Origin of the sequence: Gluconobacter potus (assembly GCF_015244705.1) — a bacterium.
Classification (GTDB): domain Bacteria; phylum Pseudomonadota; class Alphaproteobacteria; order Acetobacterales; family Acetobacteraceae; genus Gluconobacter; species Gluconobacter potus.
In genome coordinates this window covers 33,671-59,088 of record NZ_JABCQF010000007.1, presented here as the reverse complement: position 1 = coordinate 59,088, position 25,418 = coordinate 33,671, and the positions used below count along the sequence as shown (strand labels likewise).

The 25,418-nt window shown below is 60.4% G+C and carries 22 protein-coding genes and 1 riboswitch; of the genes, 13 read left to right on the top strand and 9 right to left on the bottom strand.

Translation table 11 applies throughout. The annotated features are described in order from the left end of the window. Positions 1-109 precede the first annotated feature (109 nt). The 4 genes from HKD31_RS10985 to HKD31_RS10970 form a co-directional block, all read right to left on the bottom strand. Positions 110-1,372, bottom strand: coding sequence for a glycerate kinase type-2 family protein (locus HKD31_RS10985; protein ID WP_194265119.1), 1,263 nt, complete (start codon positions 1,370-1,372; stop codon positions 110-112). A gap of 40 nt (positions 1,373-1,412) precedes the next feature. Further along, positions 1,413-2,984 carry an acyl CoA:acetate/3-ketoacid CoA transferase gene (locus tag HKD31_RS10980; protein ID WP_194265120.1) on the bottom strand — a complete coding sequence of 524 codons (1,572 nt, stop codon included), beginning with the start codon at positions 2,982-2,984 and terminating at the stop codon, positions 1,413-1,415. 118 nt (positions 2,985-3,102) lie between these two features. Then, positions 3,103-4,698 (bottom strand): GMC family oxidoreductase, encoded by a 1,596-nt coding sequence (locus HKD31_RS10975; RefSeq protein ID WP_194265121.1) that lies wholly within the window; start codon positions 4,696-4,698, stop codon positions 3,103-3,105. Continuing rightward, the gene (locus tag HKD31_RS10970) at positions 4,698-6,194 is read right to left on the bottom strand and encodes an aldehyde dehydrogenase family protein (protein WP_194265122.1); all 1,497 of its coding nucleotides are present in this window, start codon (positions 6,192-6,194) and stop codon (positions 4,698-4,700) included. Before HKD31_RS10970 ends, HKD31_RS10975 begins: the two co-directional genes overlap by 1 nt. Positions 6,195-6,530: 336 nt before the next feature. On the opposite strand from HKD31_RS10970, the gene HKD31_RS10965 reads away from it, so the two are divergent. Then, positions 6,531-7,190, top strand: coding sequence for a TetR/AcrR family transcriptional regulator (locus HKD31_RS10965; RefSeq protein WP_062495297.1), 660 nt, complete (start codon positions 6,531-6,533; stop codon positions 7,188-7,190). Positions 7,191-7,462: 272 nt separating this feature from the next. Beyond that, positions 7,463-7,669 carry a cold-shock protein gene (locus HKD31_RS10960; protein WP_024717199.1) on the top strand — a complete coding sequence of 69 codons (207 nt, stop codon included), beginning with the start codon at positions 7,463-7,465 and terminating at the stop codon, positions 7,667-7,669. Positions 7,670-7,723: 54 nt separating this feature from the next. Here HKD31_RS10960 and HKD31_RS10955 read toward each other — a convergent pair whose 3' ends face one another. Then, positions 7,724-8,638, bottom strand: coding sequence for a LysR family transcriptional regulator (locus tag HKD31_RS10955; RefSeq protein ID WP_194265123.1), 915 nt, complete (start codon positions 8,636-8,638; stop codon positions 7,724-7,726). 111 nt (positions 8,639-8,749) lie between these two features. Between HKD31_RS10955 and HKD31_RS10950 the strand changes: the two genes are divergently transcribed. Next, on the top strand, positions 8,750-9,802 hold the full coding sequence (locus HKD31_RS10950) for a YeiH family protein (protein WP_338085571.1): 1,053 nt from the start codon (positions 8,750-8,752) through the stop codon (positions 9,800-9,802). A gap of 6 nt (positions 9,803-9,808) precedes the next feature. On the opposite strand, the gene HKD31_RS10945 is transcribed toward HKD31_RS10950, so the two are convergent. Beyond that, entirely contained in the window at positions 9,809-10,885 is a 1,077-nt protein-coding gene (locus HKD31_RS10945) for a saccharopine dehydrogenase family protein (RefSeq protein ID WP_194265125.1), read from the bottom strand. A gap of 121 nt (positions 10,886-11,006) precedes the next feature. Here HKD31_RS10945 and HKD31_RS10940 point away from each other — a divergent pair, with 121 nt between their 5' ends. From HKD31_RS10940 to HKD31_RS10925, 4 genes are all read left to right on the top strand, one after another. Then, the gene (locus tag HKD31_RS10940) at positions 11,007-11,435 is read left to right on the top strand and encodes an Lrp/AsnC family transcriptional regulator (RefSeq protein ID WP_041112316.1); all 429 of its coding nucleotides are present in this window, start codon (positions 11,007-11,009) and stop codon (positions 11,433-11,435) included. 106 nt (positions 11,436-11,541) lie between these two features. After that, positions 11,542-12,522 (top strand): ABC transporter ATP-binding protein, encoded by a 981-nt coding sequence (locus HKD31_RS10935; RefSeq protein ID WP_194265126.1) that lies wholly within the window; start codon positions 11,542-11,544, stop codon positions 12,520-12,522. Then, the gene (locus tag HKD31_RS10930; RefSeq protein ID WP_194265127.1) at positions 12,519-13,343 is read left to right on the top strand and encodes an ABC transporter permease; all 825 of its coding nucleotides are present in this window, start codon (positions 12,519-12,521) and stop codon (positions 13,341-13,343) included. Before HKD31_RS10935 ends, HKD31_RS10930 begins: the two co-directional genes overlap by 4 nt. A 1-nt stretch (position 13,344) precedes the next feature. After that, the gene (locus HKD31_RS10925) at positions 13,345-14,169 is read left to right on the top strand and encodes an ABC transporter permease (protein WP_062495303.1); all 825 of its coding nucleotides are present in this window, start codon (positions 13,345-13,347) and stop codon (positions 14,167-14,169) included. Between the two features lie 10 nt (positions 14,170-14,179). Here HKD31_RS10925 and hpxZ read toward each other — a convergent pair whose 3' ends face one another. Then, on the bottom strand, positions 14,180-14,581 hold the full coding sequence (hpxZ, locus tag HKD31_RS10920; RefSeq protein ID WP_194265128.1) for an oxalurate catabolism protein HpxZ: 402 nt from the start codon (positions 14,579-14,581) through the stop codon (positions 14,180-14,182). A gap of 173 nt (positions 14,582-14,754) precedes the next feature. On the opposite strand from hpxZ, the gene HKD31_RS10915 reads away from it, so the two are divergent. From HKD31_RS10915 to HKD31_RS10905, 3 genes are all read left to right on the top strand, one after another. Continuing rightward, positions 14,755-15,087 carry a hypothetical protein gene (locus HKD31_RS10915; protein ID WP_194265129.1) on the top strand — a complete coding sequence of 111 codons (333 nt, stop codon included), beginning with the start codon at positions 14,755-14,757 and terminating at the stop codon, positions 15,085-15,087. A 53-nt stretch (positions 15,088-15,140) separates the two neighbouring features. Next, a complete protein-coding gene (locus tag HKD31_RS10910) occupies positions 15,141-15,521 on the top strand; it encodes a VOC family protein (protein ID WP_194265130.1) in 381 nt (126 codons plus the stop codon). A 104-nt stretch (positions 15,522-15,625) separates the two neighbouring features. Then, on the top strand, positions 15,626-16,636 hold the full coding sequence (locus HKD31_RS10905; protein WP_194265131.1) for an MYG1 family protein: 1,011 nt from the start codon (positions 15,626-15,628) through the stop codon (positions 16,634-16,636). Between the two features lie 234 nt (positions 16,637-16,870). Here the strand turns inward: HKD31_RS10905 and HKD31_RS10900 are convergent, their stop codons facing one another. Next, positions 16,871-17,737 (bottom strand): DNA/RNA non-specific endonuclease, encoded by an 867-nt coding sequence (locus HKD31_RS10900; protein ID WP_194265132.1) that lies wholly within the window; start codon positions 17,735-17,737, stop codon positions 16,871-16,873. Positions 17,738-17,930: 193 nt separating this feature from the next. Here HKD31_RS10900 and HKD31_RS10895 point away from each other — a divergent pair, with 193 nt between their 5' ends. Then, positions 17,931-19,334 (top strand): superinfection immunity protein, encoded by a 1,404-nt coding sequence (locus tag HKD31_RS10895; RefSeq protein ID WP_194265133.1) that lies wholly within the window; start codon positions 17,931-17,933, stop codon positions 19,332-19,334. Positions 19,335-19,340: 6 nt separating this feature from the next. Here the strand turns inward: HKD31_RS10895 and HKD31_RS10890 are convergent, their stop codons facing one another. Further along, positions 19,341-20,675, bottom strand: coding sequence for a voltage-gated chloride channel family protein (locus tag HKD31_RS10890; RefSeq protein ID WP_194265134.1), 1,335 nt, complete (start codon positions 20,673-20,675; stop codon positions 19,341-19,343). A 35-nt stretch (positions 20,676-20,710) separates the two neighbouring features. Further along, a riboswitch (Fluoride riboswitch) is annotated at positions 20,711-20,789 on the bottom strand. Positions 20,790-20,946: 157 nt separating this feature from the next. On the opposite strand from HKD31_RS10890, the gene HKD31_RS10885 reads away from it, so the two are divergent. Next, entirely contained in the window at positions 20,947-23,583 is a 2,637-nt protein-coding gene (locus tag HKD31_RS10885) for a M1 family metallopeptidase (protein WP_194265135.1), read from the top strand. Positions 23,584-23,692: 109 nt separating this feature from the next. Continuing rightward, on the top strand, positions 23,693-25,333 hold the full coding sequence (locus tag HKD31_RS10880; RefSeq protein ID WP_062455518.1) for an ABC-F family ATP-binding cassette domain-containing protein: 1,641 nt from the start codon (positions 23,693-23,695) through the stop codon (positions 25,331-25,333). Positions 25,334-25,418: the final 85 nt, after the last annotated feature.

Below are 25,418 nucleotides of genomic sequence, written 5' to 3'. Positions count from 1 at the left end.
CCGACTCCACATAAGTAACTAACTAGATGGTTACTATTGAAAACTGTTAAAGACTACGGCTTTCGCCACACTCACCAATCAATCATTATTGAAGCTTTCCGAGCCGGTCCTAGCGAACCAGTACGGCTCTGAAATCATTGACGTTCGTCCCGGTTGGCCCCGGAACAAACAGGTCTCCCAGCGCCTCGAACGCGGTATAGGCATCGTTCTCCATCAGAAGATCTGTGGGATTGAATCCCTTCTCCCTCAGGCGCTCCATACTGACACCGTCGGCAAAGGCCCCGGCATTGTCTTCCGAGCCGTCAATGCCATCGGTATCCGCCGCCAGAGCCGAAAACGGCAGACCTTCCGCCGCCAGCGCAAAAGCCAGAAGGAACTCGGTATTGCGTCCTCCCCGGCCACCCTGCCCGCGTATGGTTACAGTGGTTTCCCCCCCTGACAGGATGACGACCGGGCGGCGGAAAGGCCGTCCCCTCAGGATGACTTCCCGCACCATTGCGGCATGAACCTTGGCGACGTCCCGGGACTCCCCTTCGATCGCATCCGACAGAATCACGGGATAGATCCCCGCCTCTCGAACCTTCTCTGCCGCCGCTTCCAGCGACAGATGGGCGGAGGCAATCACCCGCACCTCATTCCTGCTGAAGACCGGATCGGTCGCCAGCGGTGCGCGTCCCTCTTCCCCCTCCAGCCATGACTGGACCTTTTCGGGCAGGCGCAGTTTCCACGTCTTCGCCAGACGGCGGGCATCCTCTCGCGTTCCCAGATCCGGCACCGTAGGCCCGGAGGCCACCTGGGCAGGATCGTCAAAAGGAACATCCGACACCACCAGAGACACGACCTTCGCCGGAGCCGCCGCAGCCGCCAGGCGGCCGCCCTTGATGCCCGACACCTGCTTGCGGATGCTGTTCATGACGGAAATCGGCGCGCCTGACGCGAGCAGGACACGGTTCAGTTCGGCCTCGTCCTCAAGCGTCATTCCCGGTGGCGGAGAGGGCAGCAGAGCCGACCCGCCGCCACAGATGAGCGCCACGACGAGATCGTCCGGCCCAAGCCCTTTTACCGTCTCGAAAAGCGCCTCCGTAGCCTTCAGACCCGCCTCATCCGGCACCGGATGCGAAGCCTCCATCACACGGATGAACTGCGTCGGACAGACATTTCCGTAACGCGTGACCACTACCCCGCTGAGCGGCCCTCTCCAGACACGCTCGAAAGCCGCGGCCAGCTGGGCCACTCCTTTGCCGGCACCAACCACAACCGTCCGGCCCTTTGGAGGCTCGGGCAGATGTGCCGCCAGGATCTGCTCCGGCTCGGCCGCGCCAACGGCGGCGTCGAAGAGTCCTGTCAGAAACATGCGGTCCTGAAGCATCATGGTCAGTTCCTGTCTGTCCGTCTGGCGCAAGGGTCGAAAATCACAGGGTCAGTCCCATGGGTTCATCACGGAACAGGGCCGCGTCCATTTCCTTCAGATCGGGCGACACCTCGAGATGAGCCGTCGCCTGATCCAGAAGGTCACGCTGCAAGTCGATCCCCGGCGCGATTTCAGTGACCGTCAGCTTGCCATCCAGCAGCCTCAGAACGCAACGCTCCGTCACATAAGTGATCTCCTGCCCGGTTTCGGTGGCACGGCCACCGGAAAAACTGACCTGCGACACTTCGGGCACGATTTTTGCGATCTTGCCTTCCTTATCAATCACCAGACGGCCGCCCTCGATATGCATCTTCGCTCCGGCATTGAAATTGCCCGAGAAAATGATGCGCTTGGCCCGCGCCGTAATATCCACAAACCCACCGGCTCCCGCCGTACGATGCGGTGTGGCGGCCAAACGGCTGACATTCACCGAACCGTTCTGTCCGATCTCAAGGAAGGACAGGAGGGAGCAGTCGAAGCCACCCGCCTGAAAATACGAGAACTGATGGGGCGATGCGACAAAGGCCTCGGCATTACTGGCGCAGCCGAACTTGAAGTCCAGCAGCGGAATGCCACCCACGGCTCCCTGTTCGATCACCCATGTCACCGCGCCATGACGCCCTTCTTCCAGAAGAATACGGGGAACATTCGCGGAAATGCCGAAACCGATATTCACGGCCCAGCCCTGCTTCAGCTCCTGCGCCACGCGACGGGCCATGACTTTGGACGGGCCAAAATCCGGAATGTCGAATGTGGAGAGCGGGCGGAAAATCTCACCGGAAATGGCGGGATCATAGGCCGTTGCGGTTGTCTGGAGTTGCTCCGGTGCTTCGACGATCACGTCCACCAGAATACCGGGAACCTTGACATCATGCGGCTTGAGCGTGCCCTGCGCCGCCACACGACGGACCTGTGCAATTACCAGACCGCCATTGTTATGGGCCGCCAGAGCCATTTCCATGGCACCGAGCGTCGCACCTTCCTGCTCAAAGGTCAGGTTGCCGTTTTCATCCGCCGTCGAACCACGAATGATGGCTACGTCCGGACGCAACGCCGGGAAATACAGCCAGTCCTCGCCCTCGAAATCCATGTGACGGACGAGCGGATTCAGCCGTGCCGTCTCATTCATCGCGCAGCCATCACGCTTCGGGTCTGCGAAGGTATCAAGCCCGACCTTGGTCAGGACGCCGGGACGCTTTGCCGCCCCTTCCCGCAGCATGTCGAAAATTACCCCGGACGGAACGTTATAGGCGGCCAGATCTTCTGCCTGGATGCGCTGCCAGATCAGCGGCGGCTCGGCATTGCTCGGCCCCGAAGGATAGGAGCCGCCGATGATCTTCGTGATCATGCCAGGACGGGCAAGATGGTCCACGCCCTTGGTCCCGAACATGTCACCTGCGGCAATCGGATGGATGGTCGTCAGTTTAGATGGAGATTTCGTAGCCTCGAAACGCTGTCCCAGTGCCTCAAGAACCGCGTCGGGACACAGAAGCCCCGAGGACGAATTGACGGCAACCATGGCTCCGTCCCTGATGAGGCTCACAGCCTCAGTCGCTGTCCTGACTTTCGTCATCTTCCAATGCCTTTGTATCTAACTGGTTAGTTACTGTAATTTCGAATGAAAAAGCCCGGCATGGCAGCAAGACTTTTCCGCTATTGCGTGTTTTCAGGTGATGCGGGGAAATCCCGGATCAGGCGTTCCCCTGAATGAAATCCGCTGCCCGCTCACTGATCATGATCGTCGCAGCATTGGTGTTGGAACCGAGCAGCGACGGCATGACCGAGCTGTCACAGATCCTGATGCCCTCAAGCCCGTGCACTTTCAGACGCGGGTCGACGACGGACATGTCATCACGACCCATCTTGCAGGTGCATGTCGGATGATAGGACGTCCGGCCATGTTCCCGCGCATAGTCGCGATACATCTGCATCGTCGGTTGTTTACCGCTAAAGAAGCAGGTTTTCCGGATGTGCTTCTGCAAGGACGGCTGAGAGAACATCTCGTAGCTCAGACGCACACCTTCCGCAGACGTTTCAAGGTCGGCCGAGTCTCCAAGGAAATTGGGATCGACCATCGGATTGACCCTCGGATCTGCCGAACGCAGCCGGACGGTTCCGCGGGACTTCGGCCGTAGCACATAGCTGTTCAGCGTAATCCCGGAGGTCCCCTTGGGAACGGACGTCACCCCTGCTTCAGCCCCTGCCCCCGCAAGGAAATGGAACTGGAGATCAGGAACACCCGAAGACGGGTCCGAGTACCAGAACGCGCCGCCCTCAACCACGTTGGATGCAACGGGACCGGATCTGAACATGGTGTATTCAAGACCTGCCCAGAGCATCCAGTGCAGTTTCCTGTATTTGTCGAAGCTCTCATCCGTCTTGAGCTCGGCCACGATATCCACGCCGAAATGGTCCTGAAGATTTTCGCCCACGCCCGGCAGATCCTGCACGACCGGGATACCATTTTCGCGAAGATGCGCGGCAGGCCCGACGCCCGACAGCATCATCAGCTTCGGCGTTCCGATCGCTCCGGCCGTCACAACGATTTCCTGGCTCGCTTCGGCAGTATTCAGGGTGCCGTTGGCAATATACTGCACACCCGTCGCCCGCGTCCCGTTGAAGACGATCTTCAGGACCAGCGCCCGCGTCACAACCGTCAGGTTCTTCCGCCCCAGGGCCGGACGCAGATACCCCACAGCCGTCGAGCAGCGCCGGTTGTTCCGGATGGTCATCTGATAGATGCCTGCGCCTTCCTGCGATGCGCCATTAAAGTCAGGGTTATAGGGCAGCCCCATTTCCTGACAGCTCTGCACGAACGCACGGCTGGTCGGGTTCGGGTCCGCGAGGTTGGACACCCCGAGCGGCCCGTTCGTGCCATGCCAGGCACCCGAAAACACGGCATTGCCTTCGGAACGGATGAAGTACTTCTGGACATCCCGGAAGCTCCAGCCATCCGCACCTTCCGCCGCCCAGCGGTCGAAGTCGGAAGGATGCCCCCGCGTGAAGACTTCCGCATTGATGGACGATCCGCCACCCAGAATCCGGCCCTGCACATAGGGGATCTGGCGGTTGTTCGCATGTTTCTGCGGCTCCGTCAGAAGATCCCAGGTATGCGGCCCCGTGGTCATCTTCGCGAAACCGACCGGCATGTGGATCAGGGGATGCGTGTCCCGCCGGCCGGCCTCAATGAGGCAGACACGGACGGAAGGATTTTCGGAAAGGCGGGCTGCGAGAACACAGCCAGCCGAACCGCCACCGACAACGATGTAATCAAAACCGCTCGTCATTACGAAATCCAGTGCGAACGTTTGCCAGTTTCGATATGGACAGATTTGATCTGCGTATATTCCTCAACACCGTACAGACCGGCTTCACGGCCCCAGCCCGACTGCTTGAAACCACCCAGCGGCGTCTCGGGACCACCGCTCATGATGGTGTTCACCCAGAAGCGGCCGGCGCGAACACGACGGGTCACGGCAAGCGCCTTGTCGATATCCTTGCTCCAGACCGATGCGGCCAGGCCGTAAACCGTGTCATTGGCAATCGTGATCGCTTCATCGATGGTATCAAAATGGAAGGACGCCAGAACCGGCCCGAAAATCTCGTCACGCGCGATGCCCATCGAGGGCTTCACATCCGTGAAAAGCGTGGGCTGGATATACTGCCCCTTGCCGAAATCGACGATCCCGCCACCACAGAGGAGCCTGGCGCCCTCGGCCTTGCCTTTCGCGATATAGTCCAGAATGGTCTTGTTCTGCGCTTCCGTCGTAATGGCGCCGATCTGCGTCTCGGGATCGAACGGATCGCCGACGCGGATCTTCTCCATTTTCGCCACAACGAGACGTTCGAACTTCTCGGCCACGGACCGCTCTACGATCAGACGGCTCGACGACACACAGCACTGCCCGGTGTTGAAGCTGATCCCGAAAGCTACCGCATCGGCCGCATCCTCGAGGTTACTGTCCGCGAATACGACGATCGGGTTCTTGCCGCCCAGTTCGAGACCCAGCTTCTTCAGATTGCTGTCAGCCGCTGCGTGGATGCAGGACTTGCCAACCCCCGTCGAGCCCGTGAAGGACAGCATGTCAATATCCTGGTGCTCGGTCATGGCCTGACCAACAGTGCGCCCCGTACCCGTCACGACATTGAAGACACCCTTCGGCAGTCCGGCATCGGCAAGGATTTCCGCCAGAAGAAGCGTCGTGGCACTCGTGACCTCGGCAGGCTTGACGACCAGCGTGCAGCCGGATGCGAGAATGAACGGCGCGCGCTCACACAGGATCATGAACGGGAAGTTCCATGGCGTGATCAGACCGACAACACCGATGGGCTCCCGCAGGACCATGCCGAACAGCCCCTCGCCCAGATTGTTGAACGTATCACCATGCAGCATACGCGCAGCGCCGGCAGCCATCTCGAAGCAGGCGATACAGTGATCGATCTCGCCCTTCGCCTGACTGATTGGTTTGCCGTTTTCGAGAACTTCCCAGTAAGCGATATCATCGCGCCGCTCGCGCAGCAGGCCCGCGGCTTTCAGGAGAACCGCCGCACGATCCGCAGCCGGCAGGCCGGACCAGCTTCCGTTCTCAAAGGCACGACGCGCCGCAGCTACCGCCTCATCAAGGTCCTCACGGGTGCAGCGTGGAATACGGGTGACGGGAACATCATGGGCTGGCGAAGAGCGATCGAAGAAATCCTTACCAGCGCGCCATTCGCCATCAATGAAGAATTTGAACTCACGCGGCTTTAACGGTAAAGATACAGTCTTTGAGACAACATTCATGAGACTTATTTCCTGCTGACTATGGCGCTTCCATCCCTTTTACGATGAACAGCCCGGTTTTATTCTTATGAACTGGAAACCCCGAGAGATATTACAACATGCAATTCTTAATCACGGATGACCCTCACCTGCATTTGACCACAGACGCTCGGGTTCCAACTTCCTAACGCACAACGCACCATGTAGTTACTTACACATATCGCAGGGGCGCGCCAGCATGAAATCACGTTACGTTGATATTTTTTCGTACTTTAAGTGTGATTTTACGATCCGCTTTTCTTTTGGGGCGGTTTCCCCCAGAAAGAGCACCCCTACTGAGAGCGGAACAAACCCCTGATGCCCCTTGAGAAAAGCAGAGCGTCCTCCTCTACGAAAAAGCGCGTCAGGGACGCGGAGGCCACGAAATTACGCATTCTCGAAGCGGCGAAGAAGGAATTTGCCCGAAACGGGCTTGAAGGCGCACGGGTCGATACGATCGCCCTCGATGCCAAGGCCAACAAGAGGATGCTCTACCACTACTTCAAAAGTAAGGACGGCCTCTTCCGCACCGTCCTGGAGCGGGAATATCTCAACATCCGGGAGGAAGAGACCAGACTGGATCTGGAGAACCTGCCCCCCAGGACAGCGCTCGAAACGCTCGTCCGCTTCACATGGGAATATTACATCGCCAATCCCGAGTTCATCACCCTCGTGAACAGCGAGAACCTCTGTCAGGCCGCCCATATCCGGAACTCGCCTACACTGAAGACGATCAGTCAGAAATTCGTCCGCCGCATCCAGTCCCTTCTGGACCGGGGCGTTCGGGAAAACATCTTCCGCGACGGCATTGACGCGGCCCAGCTGAACATCACGATCGCCTCGATCAATTATTATTATTTCACGAACCGCTTCACGGGATCGGTAATCTTCGAGCGGGATTTTACAGCCCCCGAAGCGCTTGAAGAAAGAATTGCCTTTAATATCGAAACGATATGCCGCCTGGTCTGCAAGAATTAAGGCGCAGTTTTTCTTACAAACATACAGTCTCATATCCCTGAATTCAGAGCCAATTTATGGTCCGGTTAAGGAAAATATTGAATTCCGGTTACAATTATAATGCCCTGCCTTAGATTTTTCTCTTGCATCTGCGGTCGAGTTAACGTCTATCTGATGTCGGCAGGTGCTCCTAAGCGGGTTTTCGACGCATGTTGCGTCATTCGTTCCCCTTAAGAGTTATGATTTCGTGCGTATCTTGTGCACGACTGCTATTGTTAAAAAGGAGCCTCGTTATGGCAACAGGCACCGTAAAATGGTTTAACTCCACCAAGGGCTTTGGTTTCATCCAGCCTGATAACGGTGGCCAGGATGCGTTCGTTCACATCTCTGAACTCGAGCGCGCCGGAATGCACACCCTCAACGAAGGTCAGCATGTCTCTTACGAGCTCGAGTCTGGCCGCAACGGCAAAACGTCGGCAGTGAGCATCAAGGCAATCTGATTGCCCTGATGTACATTCCGATGTGCAGGAAGCCGCCCGCAAGGGCGGCTTTTTTCATGTCTGGCGTCCACTTTCGGGCTGCGGCCCGTGCCCCTTGTTTGCAAGATCGATCATCTCCACAAACGCATCGGCAGCAGGGCTTCTGTAACGTTCCTTATGCCTCAGCCCATAGAAAAAGCGGCTTTCCGGCACCTCTGATGCCGCATGAAGCGTCCCCGCCAGCAGCGCCGGGGCAACCACCAGCGATGACAGCGCACCAATCCCCGCTCCTGCCTCGATGGCGGTGCGTACGCTCTCATTCGATGGCAGGACCAGACTGACATTCAGCTCATCGGGCGCGATCCCAAGACGCCGGAGATAGTGTTCCAGCGTAGCCCGCGTCCCCGATCCCGGCTCCCGCATCACCCAGACCTGTTTGCGCAGCCATTCCCTGTCAGCATGTGCAGGAACCCCGGCGTCCGCCTGCACAATGGTCAGATTGTCTTTTCCCAGCGGCCACTGAGCGAGCGCTGGATCATCGACAATCGCTTCCACGATCCCCAGTTCAGCCTCCCCTTCCCGGACCTTCTTCGCGGCCTCTTCGGTATTGCTGACGGCCAGTTCGACCTTGATCTGCGGATATTTTCTGCGGAAAGCGACCAGAATGGACGGAATCCAGTACGCAGCGATGGTCTGGCTCGCCACAGCACGAAGCGTTCCCTGCTTCAGCCCGCTGATCTCATCCAGAATGTTTTCTGCCGCAGCGGCCTGCGCGACGACCGCACGGGCCTCGGGCAGAAACAGATGTCCCGCCTCGCTCAGACGGATGCCCCGTCCCACCCGATCAAAAAGCCTGACCCCGTAACGCTCTTCCAGAGCCGCAATAGCCGCCGAGACCGCGGACTGGGTGACGTTCATCGCCCGGCTCGCAGCAGTGACGTGTTCGCGTTCGGCAACAGCGATGAAGAGACGGAGCTGATCAAGAGTCATGGGCAATGGATAGCACAATCAATCGATTTTTCTGATTGGAATCATGAAATTTATGCGTTGGATTGATTGATTGTCCTCTCCCTAAATCTTCACGATCAAGGAGAGCATATCGTGAAGACCCTATCGCCCGCGGGAGACCTCGTGTCCCGCTTTCCGGGAACGGCCCTGTGCATCGGTATTGCGCTTGCGGCTTTTGGTCTCGAGCACGTGGAACGGATCCTGGCTGGTAAAGCCTTTCTGGAGACCCTGAATATCGCGCTCATCCTGGGCGTCATCCTGCGGTCTGTCCGCAAACCCGCAGACACCTTCAATTGCGGGATCAGGTTCTGCTCGAAGACACTCCTCAACATTGCGATCGTCCTTCTGGGCACGACTTTCAGCCTTCAGGCCGTCTGGTCTGCCGGACCTGAAATCCTGCTCGCCGTTCTGGGGATGGTGATCTTCAGCATGATCTTCACCTGCTGGGCCGGACGGATGAATGGCCTGTCTCGGAATCAGACCCTGCTTGTGGCCTGTGGCGATTCCATCTGCGGCAATTCTGCCATCATGGCCGCCGCCCCTGCCATTCAGGCGTCTGATGAGGATGTCGGCGCGACAATCGCCTTTACCGCCGCAGGTGGTCTGGCGGTCGTTCTGGGGCTGCCTGTCCTGCTCCCCTTCCTGAACATGTCCGGGATCGCCAATGGCGCCGTCGCCGGGTTGACGGTCTATGCGGTTCCACAGGTCATGGCGGCCGCCGCGCCGTTCGGTCCCGCCGCGCTGCATGTCGGAACGCTCGTCAAGCTCATGCGCGTTCTCATGCTGGGCCCGGTCTGCGCCGTTCTGTCACTGACGGTTCATCGCAACAACGCCCGGACGCAGCCACTGAAACCTTCCGGCACGGGCAAAACCCAAAGGCTGTTCCGCCTTGTCCCGTGGTATATCGCGGGCTTCATGGCGATGATCATCGTCCGGTCCCTTGGCGTCATTCCCGAAGCCTGCATCGCTCCCCTCAGCCAGACCGCCACATTCCTGACCATTCTGGCCATGGCAGCACTGGGTCTGGGGATCGATATCCGTTCCGTCTTCCGGGCGGGACGACCGCTGGTCCTGACAGTCGCGATGTCCCTGGCCGGCCTTCTGGGGGCCAGCATCCTGCTGGTCCGGATCCTGAACTGCGCATAAAGCAGTTCAGCCCTGCGGTTGATAGACCCGCCCGTAGCGGTTCGACAGATAGGCGGACAGCGGAATATCTTCCTGACGGACAAAGCCTGCCGACGGAATCTTCCCTTCTGCGAGCAGGTCCAGAACCGCGCAGATGGACCCGGCTGTCGTGAGCTGAATTGCAGTCCGGTATCCGCCCATGAACTCCTGCGCGTGAATGGTCCGGGCCAGCGTTTCCTGCTGCTGCCGACCATCCCGTAGCCCCGTCACGATAACCGACAGCACCACCAGATCCTGAGCCGTTCCGGGAATGGCGTGGGTCAGGATATCCTGAAGGATATGCCGCCGTTCCGACAGCCGCAGATCGGATAGGAGAACCTTCATGATATCGCGATGACCCGGATATCGCATGGTGCGATAATTGAGTTCCCGGACCCGGCCGTCATAGGTTTCGCACAACGAGCCCAGACCGCCGGACGTGTTGAAAGCCTCATAAAGAACGCCATCGACACCCAGGCTTTCCATGCCCTCAAGCGCGGGAACGAGGATGCGCTTCCCATCCACGATCGCCTCACAGGGTTCGATATATTCGTTGATGAGGCCTTCCGTGCTCCAGGTCAGGTTGTATCCCAGCGCATTGGACGGAAAACGCGGCAGCGCTCCGACACGCAGCCGGATCGTATCGATCTCGTCGAAATGCCCGGCCAGATCATGTGCGGCAATGGAGACGAAACCCGGTGCCAGACCACACTGAGGAATGAACGCATGCGACGCGCCCTCGGCCAGCGCCTTCACGTCACGGGTGGATGCCACGTCCTCGGTCAGGTCCAGATAATGCACACCCGCTGCGGCTGCGGCGCGCGCGACAGGGCGTGTCAGGTGAAAGGGAAGCGCGGACAGGACGGCGAATTGTCCCTTCAGCAGATCCGGATCAAGGCCCTGGGCGATATCAGCGGTCTGGCGTGCAATGCCTTCGGGCAGTTTCAGGCTGTTGAGATACTCCGCATGACAGTCAAGCAGCGTCACATGATAGCCGCCGTGATGAAGAAGCTCCGCAATGGCTGAACCGATCTTGCCCGCGCCTGCAACCGTAACCTGCTTCATGATCATATCCTGTTCCGGAAGTGTTACGGACAGGATCAGGGTCTGGGCCGACGGATCTCAAGCGGCAGCGTGACGGCAAAAAGCTATTCCCAACGGCAGATTGCCGTCTATAACAGTCAGAATGACGGATCCGATCGATCAGGCTCTTCTCGATATCCTGCGCCGCAATGCGCGAACCCCCACAGCCGCGCTGGCGCGCCGGCTGGGGATCTCCCGCACGACTCTGCAGGGACGCATGGAACGTCTGGAGCGGCAGGGACGGATCCGGGGCTATACGCTTCTCGAAAATCCGGACGAGGATCTGGTGCGCGCCCATGTCTCGATCGTGCTCACACCGCGCCACCGGCAGAAAGTGGAGCGGGACCTGAAAACACTGCCCGAACTGCGGGAACTGCATGCGGTCAGCGGTGCCTCGGACCTGATTGCCCTGCTGGGGGCCGCCACGACCGAAAACATCAATCGCGCCATTGACGATATCGGGCAGATGGAAGGGGTGGAGCGGACCGTCTCCGCCATCATCCTCTCGACGCGCTTTCGCAAAGGGCACTGAGCCAGCCGACTGGTACATCACACGCCTTCAGAAACGGCTTGCTTTCAATATGGACCGCTGTCCACTCTCCCCAAAACAGATGTTTACCGCTCATGACGGAGCCCTGATGCAGACGCCCCCTTCTCTTACCGACGCCATTACGGTCAGCAATCTCCGCAAAACCTACCGGATCCGCGAAGGAGGCAGCTGGCGGGGAAAAACCCGTGATATCGTCGCGCTGGACGGGATTTCCTTTTCCGTCCCGAAAGGCCAGATCGCAGGCTTCATCGGCCCGAACGGCGCGGGAAAATCGACGGCGATCAAGATCCTCTCCGGCATCCTGCGCCCCACGTCGGGAGAGGTGCAGGTCAACGGTCTGGTGCCCTGGACGAACCGCATCGCCCATGTGGCACGGATCGGCGTCGTGTTCGGGCAGCGGACCCAGCTCTGGTGGGATCTTTCGGTCGCCGAAGGCCTCGCTTTGCTGCGCGACATCTACGGCGTGGAACCGGAGCGTTTTGCCCGCAACCGCGCCCGTCTGGCCGATGCGCTCGATCTGGGCGGGATCATGGACCAGTCCGTCCGCCAGCTTTCGCTCGGACAGAGAATGCGTGCCGAAATCGCGGCCTCTCTCATCCATGATCCGGACATCCTCATTCTCGACGAACCCACGATCGGGCTGGACGCCCCCTCCAAGCTCGCCGTGCGGGCTTTCGTGCATGAACTCTGCCGGGACCGCGGCACGACCGTCCTGCTGACGACCCATGACATGCACGACATCGAGGCACTCGCCGAACGAGTAATCGTCATCGGTCACGGCCGCATCCTCGCAGACAGCCCATTCGAGGATCTTCGCACCACGACGCTGTCCGAGCGTATTCTGGAGCTCGATTTCCATGACACGCCCCCCGAACTGACGCTTCCCGCCGGCGCCCACGAAACCGCGCGTGAGCCCCATAGTCTCACCATCACTTTCGACCCGCATCAGATCCCGGCCCCAGCTCTCGTCGCGCATGTCGGCCATCTTCCGGGTCTCGACGACCTGCGGATCAGCCGCCCCTCGATCGACGAGATCATCACGCGTTTCTATGCGGATCACGCCGCATGAGCCTGCGCCCGTATCTCACGGCCTTCGGTCTGCAATGGAAGATAGGGCTGCGATACCGCATCGCCGTCGTTGCGGGACTAGTGGCACAGATGTGGTTCGGCGCCGTGACCCTGATGGCCTACGCGTCAGTGTACCATGCCGCTCCGGACGTGCAGGCCCCGCTCTCGCTGCGACAGGCCATGACCTATACCTGGATCCAGCAGTCACTCTTCACGCTTCTGCCGCTCGGCTGCCTGCCTGCCATCGGCGACGCCGCCCGGACGGGAGCCATCGTCTATGATCTTCTGCGTCCGGTCGATATGTGGAACTGGTGGCTGTCTGCCAGCCTGGCGCGACTGCTGGGAAATGCGGTGCCTCGAGCGGTCCTGCTGGCCTGCGTGGCCGGTCCTCTCGCGATGCTTGTCGGGCTGGGCGCGTGGAGCCTGGCCGGCCCCGCCAGCCTGATCTCCGCGGCTCTGGCCCTTCTTTCCATCACACTCGGCGCCCTGCTTTCCGCGACCATCGTCATGTGGTGGAATATCCTCACGGCCCGTACCCTTTCGCCTCTGGGGAGCTATGCCGTCGGAACGCCGCTCGCCGTCCTGTTGTCCGGGATGCTCCTGCCACTGCCGCTTTATCCCGACTGGATCCGGCCTTTCCTGCTCGCACAGCCTTTCGCCGGCATTACCGACATCCCCATCCGCATCTATCTCGGAACACCCATCCCCGGCGGTGTTGCCACGGGTCTGGGTCTGCAGATTTTCTGGCTGACGGCCCTGACACTTCTCGGACGTCTGTGGATGCGCCAGACCGTGAACCGGCTGGAGGTGCAGGGTGCCTGACATGACGCAATCCCCTTCCCGCACGCTCAGCGGTCCGGGCCTGTATCGGCGCATGGCCGGGGCTTCGATCGTGGCGCAGCTCCGCTATCCCGGCACCTTTGTCATTCAGGCCATCGGCAATTTCGTCACGACACTCCTCAGCTTCTTCGGCATCTGGAGCCTCTTCCATCGCTTCGGCAGCATTGCGGGATGGGATATCGGAACCGTCGCCGTCCTGTACGGTCTTGTGAACGTGGCTTTTGCCGTCGCCGAGACTTTGGGACGCGGCTTTGAGGTCTTTGGCGGCGAATATGTCCGGACTGGGAGCTTCGACCGCCTCCTCCTGCGACCGCGCTCGACATTGCTGCTACTTCTGGGACACGAACTGCGCCTGCGCCCGATCGGACGCTTCCTTCAGGGCCTCTTCGTGCTCGTGGCGGGTCTGTGGCTTGCTCCTCATGTCCAGTGGAGCGCAGCGCTGGTCCTGCCCTGGGCCATCGCGGGCGGTGCGGCCATGTTCCTCGGCGTCCTGATCGGACAGGCCGCCTTGTGCTTCATCACTGTCGAGGGGCTGGAGGTCGTGAACGTCCTGACTTATGGCGGCGTGGAGGCCGGACAGTACCCGCTGACCATGTTCGGCCGCTGGCTCCGGCGCTTCATCACCTTCGTCCTGCCGCTCGCAGCCGTCTGCTATTACCCGACGCTGTTCAGCCTCGCCCACCCGGACCCGCTTGGCATGCCGACATGGATCGGCGCGCTTTCGCCGGCGGCGGGGTTCGCCTTCCTCGGCATCATGATCCTCGTCTGGAACCGGGCGGTAGCGGGATATGTCTCCAGCGGAAGCTGAGGCCCGGCGCTCAGGATCCCGTGCCCATCAGCGAGACATGGGCGGCGATGATCTTCCATCCTTCGGGCGTCCGGAACCAGGTCTGGCTCTGGCGCCCGATCCGCTCCGCTCCGATCCGCCGGAACTCCAGGTCCACCGTCGCCACATCCCTGCCAATGACGGTAATGACGCGGCACAGGACCTCCCGCGGGGGCGAACCACCCGTCCTGTTGCGGCGGAACGCCTTGATCTCGTCAAAGCCGTAGAGATTTTCCCCTACGCCGTAACGCACCGTCTCCGGCCCGTCGTAAAACAGCCTGTCCAGTTCTTGCAGTTCATTCTCGCCCAGGGCCCGTTCGTAACGGTCGGACAGGGCCGTGATGTCCCGAAGGATGTCAGGATCGTTCAGAAGCGGAAACCCGGATGACGTCATGGCTGCTCTCCATCATTCAAATGATGCGAAGGATATCAGATCACTGGCGAAAGCCATTCCCCTAAGCCTCAATCAAAGACATTGACCTTTCGCGAAGTCACGAGCCAATAGACTGTCAGGATCGACCTGATCCCGCGCTTTACTCCATTCTCCGTCACGAGTAGGTTTCTGTCATGCGTTACGTCCTTCTCCCCAGCCTGCTTCTGCTTGCCTCATGCTCCGGAACGCCCTGGGTTACCGGTCACACCGACAGCAAATGTATTCGCGAGCAGATGCTGAGCGGCGCCGGCGGCAATCCCCACCCCTTCGCCACCGCTGCCGGACTCTGCGCAGCCACGGCACGCAAAGACAATGGTGGCCATGACCGGCCGCTGGATGTACGCGATGACACAACCCTTCAGGCGATGGCGGAAAATCCGGATTACAATACCAACCGACAGTCCTTCGTCGCGCGTGATTCAAAAACCCGCATTCCGGGTGGTATCCGCAATATCAATATCGACTGAATTTTCAGGACGGCACGTCCGTCCTTCCCCTGTATTATAGAGGAATGAGTTTCATGTTCAGCCATATCATGCTCGGCAGCAACGACATTGCCCGTTCCAAGACATTCTATGATGCGACACTGGGCGTCATCGGCTGCGAACCGGCCGAACCCAATGCCAAGGGCCGCCTGACCTATGCCCATTCCGGCGGTCGTCTGGTCATCACGAAGCCCCTGAACGGCGAACCCGCAACTCCTGCCAATGGCGGTACGATCGGTTTTGCCATGAGCAGCCCCGAGCAGGTCGATGCCTGGCATAAGGCAGGCGTGGAGAACGGTGGCGAGGCGATCGAAAACCCACCGGGTATCCGTCACACGCCGACGGGCGACCTCTATCTTGCCTATCTGCGCGACCCGGACGGCAACAAGCTCTGCGCCCTGTACAAGGCTTCCTGAAACAGGGCCTGACCAACTAACCCCGGCGACAAGGTTGTCTGCCGGGCTGCCCTGCGGCATGAAGGGGCCACTTCATCCCCTTCTCCCTGTCGCAGGTTCTCAAGATGTCCGAACATACTCCCATTGGTCTCGAAAATGGCGCAGCGCCCGTCACGGCGCTAACCCATTCGGGCAATTTCCACGTCGACGAGACCATGGGCTATGTCATCCTGCATTACGCCCTCGCCCCGCAGGGTGATCTGCGCGCCCGCGTCCTCGAAGAAAAATCCGCCGACCGCCTGACCTTCATCCGCTCCCGCAATCCGGATGTCATCAAATCAGCCGATATCGTCTTCGACGTCGGCGGCCTCTATGACCCCCCGCATGGCCGCTACGACCATCACATGAAGGACAAGCCCCTTCGCGAAGACGGCACGCCTTACAGCGCCGCCGGTCTGCTGTGGAAGGATTACGGCCACGCCGCCATCCGCAATATCCTCAAGACCCCGGTTGATGATGCAACTGTAGACCTGATCTGGAAGAGTCTCGACAAGTCCCTGATCCTGCCGATCGATCAGGACGACAATGGCGTGGTCAAGATGGGAAAGCTGTCGCTGGCGGATATCGTCTCCGCCTGCAGCCCGCCCTGGGACACGGCTGAACTCTACGGACGCCAGGAAGCCCGCGCCCGGGAATCCCTCGGTTTCGCCAATGCCGCCACAGCCGTCGCATCGCACCTGACGAATGTCGTGGACCGTGTTCGCGCCAGCCTCAAGGCAACGGACCGCGTTCTGGCAGCTTATGAAAATGCCGAAGACAAGCGCATTCTCGTCATGGGCACCGGCATGCCGACCGAAAAGGTCATTTTCGAACATGACCTGCCCGTCGTGTACGTGGTCTCTCCCGCCGGTCCGGAGCAGTGGAACGTCAAGGCCGTCCCGCCCGTCCGCGGTGATTTCGGGCAGCGCGTCTCCCTTCCCGAAGCCTGGGGCGGTCTGGAGCGGGAAAAGCTGGCGGCTGTCTCCGGTGTCTCCGACGCCGTGTTTGCCCACCCTGCCCGCTTCATCTGCGGTGCGGGCAGCCGCGAAGGCGCCATCCGCATGGCACAGCTGGCTCTGCAGATCGCCGGGGTCTGAAAACAGGAAAGGACACGATAACAGACCATCGCGTCCTTTCCCCACCCAGACGTCTCGCTGATCAGACCAGAAGACAGAAAACCGCCGCCGCGACACAGCCCGTCACCGGCAGTGTCAGCACCCAGACCATCACGCCCTTCATCAGCCTCGACCAGACGGTCGGCTTGAGCGAAATAGTATAGATGGCAATTGCAGCAGCATTGGCGATGCTACGAACAGACCAGTATACGGCATCTACTGTACGAGCGCTTTCAGAAGTGCCTTGAGAGCCTTCTGGGCCGCTTTCGATCCCCATTCCTGCAGTAGTTTCCGGGAGCGGGGCTGTCTCGAAAGGGCTTCCGGTGTTTCCCGGATCGGCGGCATGGCACTGACGTGATCCTTCAGCGATGCCGGAAGAGCGGGAAACGGATCAATCCCCACAAGCTCGGTCAAAAGCGCCACACTCGTAATCCGGCAGGTCGGATGGCGCGTGTTCAGACACACATACGCCCCCATCCCGTTAGCCGCCGGATCATAGATCGCTTTCCAGGTCACGGCAGGCACCGGAGTACGCCCCGCCCCGATCGTCCGGGTCTGCTCCGGATCGTAACCCGGCCCGGTCACGACAAAGATTTCCCCTTCCTGCCGCGCCCAACCCCGGACAGCACTCTCCACCCCTTCCCATGGCCCCCGGTTCAGCTCCGCAGTCTGCGGGACGATGTTCGACAGCAGGAAGGACTGCTGCTGTGCCTGCACACCGGGCTCGTCCCCGCTGGGTGTCATGTGCCCGCGGTCATAACCCGAAGACCTGTAATCCTCGAGCGCCGCCCGCATTCTCACAGGAAGGCGTTCATCAGGGTAAAAACTCCCCTGCCGGCGCGTGCGGTCCGCGATTTCCAGATTTTCTTCCGTCAGGTCCTCGGCCGACCACAGCGGTCCCTTCGTGCTTTCCGAAGCAAGCACCGCATAATCCGCATTACACAGCTGAACCGTCCCGATCCGGAGCGTTTCATTCAGCACCTGAGGTGCAACGCCATCAGCGAACATCTCCGGACAGGACGCGGCCTGCGCCGGAAGCACGACAAGAAGAGCACAGATCGGAAGATACGACAGGAAATTCAATAATGCCTCGCATACCCGGTTCCGCAGTATCCATCCGGGACTGCCCCGGTGTTAGTGGATCAGGGAACCCCGCACAACCGACTGATTTTCCAATTTCTTTCCTTCAGAAGCCCTCGTCCGTTCCGGGATGCTTCTCCTTGCAGGCGATGAAAACTCCGCATCATCCATTGGCGTTACAGAGGAAAGTCGGGATATGCCTGATGCTGCGGAGCACGGAGCCCGCATGACAGGAAAGCGGAGACAGACCATCCTCAAGATGAAAACCCTGATCGGCGTCATGCTTCCGGCACTCCTTGCCACAAGCGTTCCGGCCCGGTCTGCCACACTCCATCCGCTCGCACCGATGGCCCAGGCGGAGATGGGAAACAGCACCCACGCCGCCCTGTCCGCAAAGGGGGTTGTTGCCACTCTGGACGTCCGTCGGACCACGCGCTGCAACGTGCCCGTCGTCTGGGCCGACGCCGATACCAGCCCGGCCTCTCCGTGCAGCATGGCCTTCCTGACGCTCAGCCAGCCCGGCAACACACACTCCCGCCCCGCCTCATTCCCCCTGACGCCTTACGGCACCGAGGATGACGGTATGGCGCAGCTGAAGATGTCGTTACGGCATCTGGACGCGTCATCGCCTTTCCCGCAGGTCATGGTCTCCGCCTATACAGGGGGCGCCCATTGCTGCTCGCTCACATCCATCTTCGATCTGCGCCCCGATGGAAGCTCCGGCAGAAGCTGGCAGCATCTTGAACTTGGAGCAATGGATGGCGACGGGGAACCGGACGTCGTGGATATCGCCGGAAACGGGCAGCAGGAAATCCTGACATCCGATCAGTCGTTCCTCTATGCCTTCGCATCGCATGCCGGATCCGAAGCCCCTGTCGTCATCTCACGCTACCACGATGGCGTCCTTGAAAACGTCACGCGCGATCCGGCCTATCGGGACTATCTTGCGAAGGATCTGGCGGACAGACGGCGCAACTGGATCAAGTCCGGACGTTTCGAGCCCAATGGCTTTCTCGCCTATGAAGTCGCGACCATGACCAATATGGGCCGGTTCGCGGAAGGCTGGCGCGACATGCTGGCCCATGCACAGTCCACGAAAGAGTCCGGCTTTGGCCTCTCGGCATGCGATCTCAAACCGCCCGCTGAAAAGCAGAATGGTCATGCCTGTTCCGCCAAGGAAAAAGAACTGCTCCCATTCCCGCAGGCCCTGTCCCTTTTCCTCGTCCGCGCGGGATACATCACGCCAGAACAGGCAGCCTCCGTGACGGACAGTCATGAGGCCGCTTCGGTGCCCCCTCCCGTTTCCCCCGTGGCTACGCCTCACAAGGCCCCGAACCCGCCCTCATCCGCCGCAGCCCAACCACCCGAAAGGGACCAGGCCCTTTCCGCTTCGGCTGTTCCCGCAAAATCCAGGGGACTGTTCGCGGCTCTCGGCGTTCTGGGACTGGCACTCTATCTTGTTCCGGTCCTGATCGCCTACCGTCGCAATACGATCCGTCAGCACCGGATCGCGATGATAACCGTGCTTCTGGGCTGGACGCTCATCGGGTGGGTTGCGGCGCTGATCATGGCACTCAACGAACCCACCCGGACACGGTAAGGTTCATCAGTCCGGGATCTGCGGCATCCGCGCCTCGCGCAATGTCATGCCGCAGACCCGGTTCCAGGACGCGCTCTTGGGTGTCCCGATCCGCTGGGACAGATAGATCCCGGTATGCCCCGAACAGGCATAGGCCACGAAACATCCGGTCGCGAAATAGACGATATCCCCGGCCCCGAACAGTTCCACACCCATCAGCGTACAGGCCAGAGGCGTGTTTGCCGCCCCCGCAAAGACCGACACGAACCCGACAGCCGCCAGCAGATCCACCGGAACATGCAGCAGGAACGCGAGAATGTTCCCCGACGCGGCGCCCAGAAAGAACAGCGGCGTGACTTCACCACCCTTGAAGCCCGTCGCCAGAACCGTGACCGTGAAAACCAGCTTCCAAAACCAGGACCACGGATAGATCGTCGGCCCAAAGAAACTGACGATCGACGCCCCACCCGGCTCAGCAGGCAGAACGCCCAGCCCCAGATAATCCCGGTTTCCCACGATCATCACCAGAAGAATGGTCAGAATGCCGCCAATCGCCGGAAGCAGCCACGGCGTTTTGCAGAGCTTTTTTATGAACGCCGCCAGACGGTGCACGCTCTCGGCGAACACCCGGCTCAACAGCCCGAACGCCAGCGCGGCGATGGCAACGCGTACTACAAGCATGATGTCCACATGCGAGACAGAACCGTCAGAATTCAGCGTTCCCTGAAACACCAGCGGATAGGACGCATGATGGATGCCCCAGGCGCGACAGGCCCAGTCCGCAATGATCGATGACATCGCGGCGGGGAGAAGGAAACGGTAGTCCAGCCGCCCGAGCGTCAGAACTTCAAGAGCGAACACGGCGCCAGCAATGGGTGTTCCGAAAACGGCGCCGAACCCTGCCGCGATGCCACATGTCAGCAGAACACAGGTTTCCGGAGCCCGCAGTCTGAACAGTCTGGCCGTGGCACTGGCCAGACTTCCGCCAACCTGTATCGCCGTCCCTTCCCGTCCCACGGAAGCGCCGAACAGATGGCTCACCACCGTGGCGATGAGCACGAACGGCGCCATCCGCAGCTGAACGCCCGCGCCCGGTTCATGGATTTCATCCACGATCAGGTTCGCCCCGGCCTCAACGTCACGGCCGAACCAGAAGTAACACAGCCCGACTGCCACACCCGCCAACGGAAGGCCGAACAGCAGCACCGGATACTCGATCCGCAGCGACGTGGCGCGTTCCAGAAGCCACAGGAACAGGGCACAGGCACTGCCGATACAGACCGACAGCACCACCAGCACCGCGCTCAGGCGAACAAGGCTGAAAATACCGGGAAAACGGGGCTGATTCTGAAGTTCACTCATAACGGACGCAGTTCTCCTGTCTTGTCCGAAGGGGACGAGGGACAGGAATCATCAGCTTCCGGATGAAGCGGTTCGACCGGGAACGGTCAGGCAGAATCCATTGCCTTCAGGGCCATCACAAAGCCGTGCAAGCCTTGATCTGTCAAGAGATGACAAGGTTTTTAGGGAGAGACACTTTTCGGCATGACGACGCTATGCCACCGTCTCCGTAACAAAAACGAACGGTCCGTTCCGTTTCCCCTCATTCAACCATTTCAAGGAACTGCGTTTCATGCGCCGTCTTCTGGTTCTCACAACGCTGCTTGCAGGCCTGCCCCTCGCGCTCCCTGCCCATGCTGAAGGCACGTTTTCCTTCGCCACAACACCGGGTCAGCTTCCCAAGACCGTCGTACCGACGGACTACATCATCGATCTGACAACCGACATGGAGCATCTGACGCTTCAGGGCGACGAGATCATCCGGGTTGAAGTGCAAAGCCCGACCGCCGACGTCACGCTCAATCAGGCAGGTCTCAAACTGGCCAGCGCCCTTCTGGACAACTCGCAGAAGGCCGAAATCCGTCAGGATGATGCCGCCGAAACCGTCACCCTGCACTTCCCGGCCCCAGTTCCCGCCGGCGTCCACACGCTGGCGATCAAGTATTCCGGCCCGATCCTGAAAACACCGAACGGCATCTATATTGACGACTACACCGACCCGGCAGGCAAGCCGAAGCGGATGCTGGTCACGCAGTTCGAGGTCGCGGACGCCCGCCGGATGTTCCCGGGCTGGGACGAACCCGCCTTCAAGGCAACCTATCAGCTGAACGTCACGCTGCCCTTCGAATACGCGGCTGTCAGCAACATGCCGATCATCGGCACGACGCAGCAGGACGCCAAGACGAAGCGCGTCTCCTTCAGCCCGACCCCGCGCATGTCGAGCTACCTGCTCGCACTGGTGGCCGGCGACATGGCCTCCGTGGACGGCAAAGCGGATGGCACCCCCATCCGCGTTTTCGCGCCGAGCGGCCTTGAAAGCCAGGGCACCTACGCGCTGGGTGCCGCCGAGAAGATCCTGCCCTATTACAACGAGTATTTCGGCATCAAATATCCACTGCCGAAAATGGACATGCTCGCCATCCCCGGCAACTATCAGGCCGGCGCGATGGAGAACTGGGGCGCGCTGACCTATATCGACAACGTCCTGCTGTTTGATCCGAAGAACAGCACACCCCGAACCCGCGAACTGATCTATGAAGTCGTCGCGCATGAAATGGCACATCAGTGGTCCGGCGATCTGGTGACCATGGGCTGGTGGGACAATATCTGGCTGAACGAGGGCTTTGCCTCCTGGATGGAGATCAAGGCAACCGACAAGATGAACCCCGACTGGGACATCTGGCCGCGTCAGCACGAGACCCGCGAAGCCACGATGGCAACGGACGCCCTGTCCACGACCCATCCGATCCAGCAGGTCATCCACAACGTCAGCGAAGCCAATTCCGCATTTGACGGCATCAGCTACGGTAAGGGCGAGCTGGTCATCCGCATGATGGAAGGCTGGCTTGGCGAAGACCATTTCCGCGACGGGATGCGCGCTTACATGAAGGCCCATGCCTTTGGCAACGCGACCAGTCAGGATCTGTGGAACGCGCTCTCCGGCACGTCGGGACAGGATGTCGGCAAGGTCGCCCGCAGCTTCACCGAACAGCCCGGTATTCCGCAGGTCAATGTCGCGGCCGTCTGCAAAAACGGCCAGACGACCTATACCCTGACGCAGAGCCGCTTCACGATCCACGACCCGAATGCGAAGGCCCTGACCTGGAACATTCCGGTTGTCGCAGGCGGCCCCGGCCTTGAGACCAAGAAGCTGGTGCTTGGTGCGGAACCCGCCACCTTCACCCTTCCCCGTTGCAATGCCCCCCTCAAGCTCGATCTGGGCGAGAGCGGGTATTACCGCGTGCATTACGACGACGTGGCCTTCGCCCCGATCGCTGCATCGATCTCAAAATTTGCTCCCGTCGACCGCGCCAACATCCTTGGTGACCAGTTCGCGCAGTTCCGGGCCGGGCATGGCGCGCTGTCCTCCTATTTCGACCTCGTGGACCGGCTGACCGCCGCGCATGAGACCGATATCGCCACGCTTGAAGAAATCATCAGCAAGCTGGAAACGCTCGATTTCTATGAAATCGGCAGCCCGGACCGCCCTGCGTTCCAGGCCTATGCCCGCAGCCGCCTTGCCCCGGTCCTCAAGCGTCTCGGCTGGGACCAGAAGCCGCATGAAAGCGTGCTGGACACGATGCTGCGCCCGTCCGTCATCTCGGCACTCGGCACCTTCAATGACCCGGCTGTGCTGACTGAGGCCAAGCGCCGTTTCGCAATCTGGCTGAAGAACCCGGCCTCCCTGCGTCCCGATCTGGTCGGTACGGTCTCGGCCCTTGCGATGAAGCATACCGACGCCGCAACCTACGAAATCATGGCCAAGAAGGTCCGTGACACCCAGGCGACCGAACTCAAGCTCCGCCTGTTCCAGGCCCTCGCCAATGCCACGGATCCTGACCTGATCCGTCGCAATGTGGAACTGGCCTATAGCGGCGCCATTCCGAACGGCCGTATTTCCATGGCGCTGTCACAGATCGCCTCTGCCAGCGAAAATCCGGACCTCGTCTGGAAGCTGGTCCGCCAGCATGAGGCCGAGATCCGCACCCATCTGGCCCCCTGGTCACAGGACGGGTTCCTGCCGGCCATCGCAGGACATTCCAACAATCCTGACATTCTGGCCGAGCTTCAGAAGGATCCGTCTTCCAGCAAGACGACCGGCGCCAAGATTGCCACGGCCCATGCCCTCAACACCGTTGCCGCCCGTCAGGAAGCGGTTCAGGCGACCCAAAGCCAGATCCATGACTGGCTTGCCGCCCACACCCACTGACGACAACACCTAGGCGAGGCGGAAAAGATCCGCCTCGTCCCTGTCCGGGGCGATCAAACTGTTATAGGGATGGCGCTCCCGTTTTACCGTCACCGGACCATCCTGCCCCATGCTTCAGATCGAAAACCTTGTCTTCAACGCCTGGGGACGACAGTTCTTCAATCGTGCAAGCGCCAACCTGCCCAACCCGTCCAAGGTGTCTCTGGTCGGCCGGAACGGCGTCGGGAAATCCACACTTTTCAAACTGATCAAGGGCGAGCTTCAGCCGGATTCCGGTGAGATCGTCATCCCCCGCGCCGCCCGCGTGGCGACCGTGGATCAGGAACACCCCGCCACTCCCATCAGCCTGATCGACACGATCCTCGCCGCCGACACGGAACGCGCCGCCCTCATGGCCGAGCTGGAAACCGCCGATCCGGAGCGGATGGGCGATATCTGGATGCGTCTGATAGAAATCGACGCCGACAGTGCCCCTTCCCGCGCGGCGGAAATTCTCAACGGTCTGGGCTTTTCCACGGCCGATCTCGATCGCCCGATGGCCGAATTCTCCGGCGGCTGGCGGATGCGCGTAGCTTTGGCTGCCGCGCTGTTTGCCGAGCCCGACCTGCTGCTGCTCGATGAGCCGACGAACTATCTCGATCTTGAAGGTGCTCTATGGCTGGAAGCGCGCCTTGCCCGCTATCCGCATTCCGCGCTCATCATCAGCCATGACCGCGAACTGCTGAACAACTCCGTCGATTTCACGCTGCATGTCACGGAAGGCAAGCTGGAGCTTTACACCGGCGGCTATGACGATTTCGAGCGTCAGCGCGCCGAGAAGATCCGCCTGCAAAGCGCGACGCGCGCCAAGCAGGAAGCCGAACGCGCGCATCTGCAGTCCTTCGTGGACCGCTTCAAGGCCTCGGCCGCCAAGGCCGCGCAGGCCCAGAGCCGTGTCAAGCGTCTTGCCAAGCTGGCCCCGATCGAAACCACGATCGAGGCTTCGGTCTCACCCTTCCTGCTCCCCTCGCCAGCGCGTCCTCTCGCACCGCCCCTGATCCGGCTGGAAAATGTGGAAGTCGGCTATGGCGACGATCCCGCCATCCTGCGCGATCTGAACCTCAGGCTGGACGTGGATGATCGTATCGGCCTGCTGGGCGTCAACGGTGCCGGCAAGTCCACTTTTGCAAAAATGATCGCCGGCGCTCTCGAAGTCCGCTCCGGGGAAGTCTCCCGCTCCCCCCGCATCGAGGTCGGCTGGTTCCACCAGCACCAGATCGAGGCGCTCGATCCCGAGCAGACCCCGCTCGACATCATGCGTGAAGCCCGTCCGACGGACAGCGATCAGTCCCACCGCTCCCGTCTGGCGCAGTTTGGCATCCATTTTGAAAAACAGGGTACCAAGGTCGAGGCCCTGTCCGGCGGCGAGCGCGCGCGCCTGCTGCTGAACATGGTCGCCATGGCCGCGCCGCATCTGCTGATCCTCGATGAGCCGACCAACCATCTGGACATCGACAGCCGCCGCGCCCTGCTGGACGCCCTGAACAGTTACGAAGGCGCGGTCATCCTCATCACCCATGACCGCTCGCTGATGGAACTGGTCGCGGACCGTCTGTGGCTGGCCGCGGACAACCAGATCGTCCCCTTCGATGGCGACATGGATGATTACGCCAGGTTCGTCATCGAGCGGGCAAAGGGGGGAACATCCGCCCCGTCCCAGAGCGCCGCAAAGGAAAAGCGCTCCAAGGGCAAGAAAAAGAAGACCAAATAAGAAAATACAGGAATCATTATTGAGGAGGGCTGTATTTGAATAACCCCTCCTCGGTATCCTGTCTCCAATATGAAAATCGTTAAAT

Excerpts from the sequence above, each read along its gene's own strand:
- HKD31_RS10985 (WP_194265119.1), bottom strand. The coding sequence starts at position 1,372 with ATGATGCTTCAGGACCGCATGTTTCTGACAGGACTCTTCGACGCCGCC.
- HKD31_RS10980 (WP_194265120.1), bottom strand. The coding sequence starts at position 2,984 with ATGACGAAAGTCAGGACAGCGACTGAGGCTGTGAGCCTCATCAGGGAC.
- HKD31_RS10975 (WP_194265121.1), bottom strand. The coding sequence starts at position 4,698 with ATGACGAGCGGTTTTGATTACATCGTTGTCGGTGGCGGTTCGGCTGGC.
- HKD31_RS10970 (WP_194265122.1), bottom strand. The coding sequence starts at position 6,194 with ATGAATGTTGTCTCAAAGACTGTATCTTTACCGTTAAAGCCGCGTGAG.
- HKD31_RS10965 (WP_062495297.1), top strand. The coding sequence starts at position 6,531 with ATGCCCCTTGAGAAAAGCAGAGCGTCCTCCTCTACGAAAAAGCGCGTC.
- HKD31_RS10960 (WP_024717199.1), top strand. The coding sequence starts at position 7,463 with ATGGCAACAGGCACCGTAAAATGGTTTAACTCCACCAAGGGCTTTGGT.
- HKD31_RS10955 (WP_194265123.1), bottom strand. The coding sequence starts at position 8,638 with ATGACTCTTGATCAGCTCCGTCTCTTCATCGCTGTTGCCGAACGCGAA.
- HKD31_RS10945 (WP_194265125.1), bottom strand. The coding sequence starts at position 10,885 with ATGAAGCAGGTTACGGTTGCAGGCGCGGGCAAGATCGGTTCAGCCATT.
- HKD31_RS10940 (WP_041112316.1), top strand. The coding sequence starts at position 11,007 with ATGACGGATCCGATCGATCAGGCTCTTCTCGATATCCTGCGCCGCAAT.
- HKD31_RS10935 (WP_194265126.1), top strand. The coding sequence starts at position 11,542 with ATGCAGACGCCCCCTTCTCTTACCGACGCCATTACGGTCAGCAATCTC.
- HKD31_RS10930 (WP_194265127.1), top strand. The coding sequence starts at position 12,519 with ATGAGCCTGCGCCCGTATCTCACGGCCTTCGGTCTGCAATGGAAGATA.
- HKD31_RS10925 (WP_062495303.1), top strand. The coding sequence starts at position 13,345 with ATGACGCAATCCCCTTCCCGCACGCTCAGCGGTCCGGGCCTGTATCGG.
- hpxZ (WP_194265128.1), bottom strand. The coding sequence starts at position 14,581 with ATGACGTCATCCGGGTTTCCGCTTCTGAACGATCCTGACATCCTTCGG.
- HKD31_RS10915 (WP_194265129.1), top strand. The coding sequence starts at position 14,755 with ATGCGTTACGTCCTTCTCCCCAGCCTGCTTCTGCTTGCCTCATGCTCC.
- HKD31_RS10910 (WP_194265130.1), top strand. The coding sequence starts at position 15,141 with ATGTTCAGCCATATCATGCTCGGCAGCAACGACATTGCCCGTTCCAAG.
- HKD31_RS10905 (WP_194265131.1), top strand. The coding sequence starts at position 15,626 with ATGTCCGAACATACTCCCATTGGTCTCGAAAATGGCGCAGCGCCCGTC.
- HKD31_RS10895 (WP_194265133.1), top strand. The coding sequence starts at position 17,931 with ATGCCTGATGCTGCGGAGCACGGAGCCCGCATGACAGGAAAGCGGAGA.
- HKD31_RS10890 (WP_194265134.1), bottom strand. The coding sequence starts at position 20,675 with ATGAGTGAACTTCAGAATCAGCCCCGTTTTCCCGGTATTTTCAGCCTT.
- HKD31_RS10885 (WP_194265135.1), top strand. The coding sequence starts at position 20,947 with ATGCGCCGTCTTCTGGTTCTCACAACGCTGCTTGCAGGCCTGCCCCTC.
- HKD31_RS10880 (WP_062455518.1), top strand. The coding sequence starts at position 23,693 with ATGCTTCAGATCGAAAACCTTGTCTTCAACGCCTGGGGACGACAGTTC.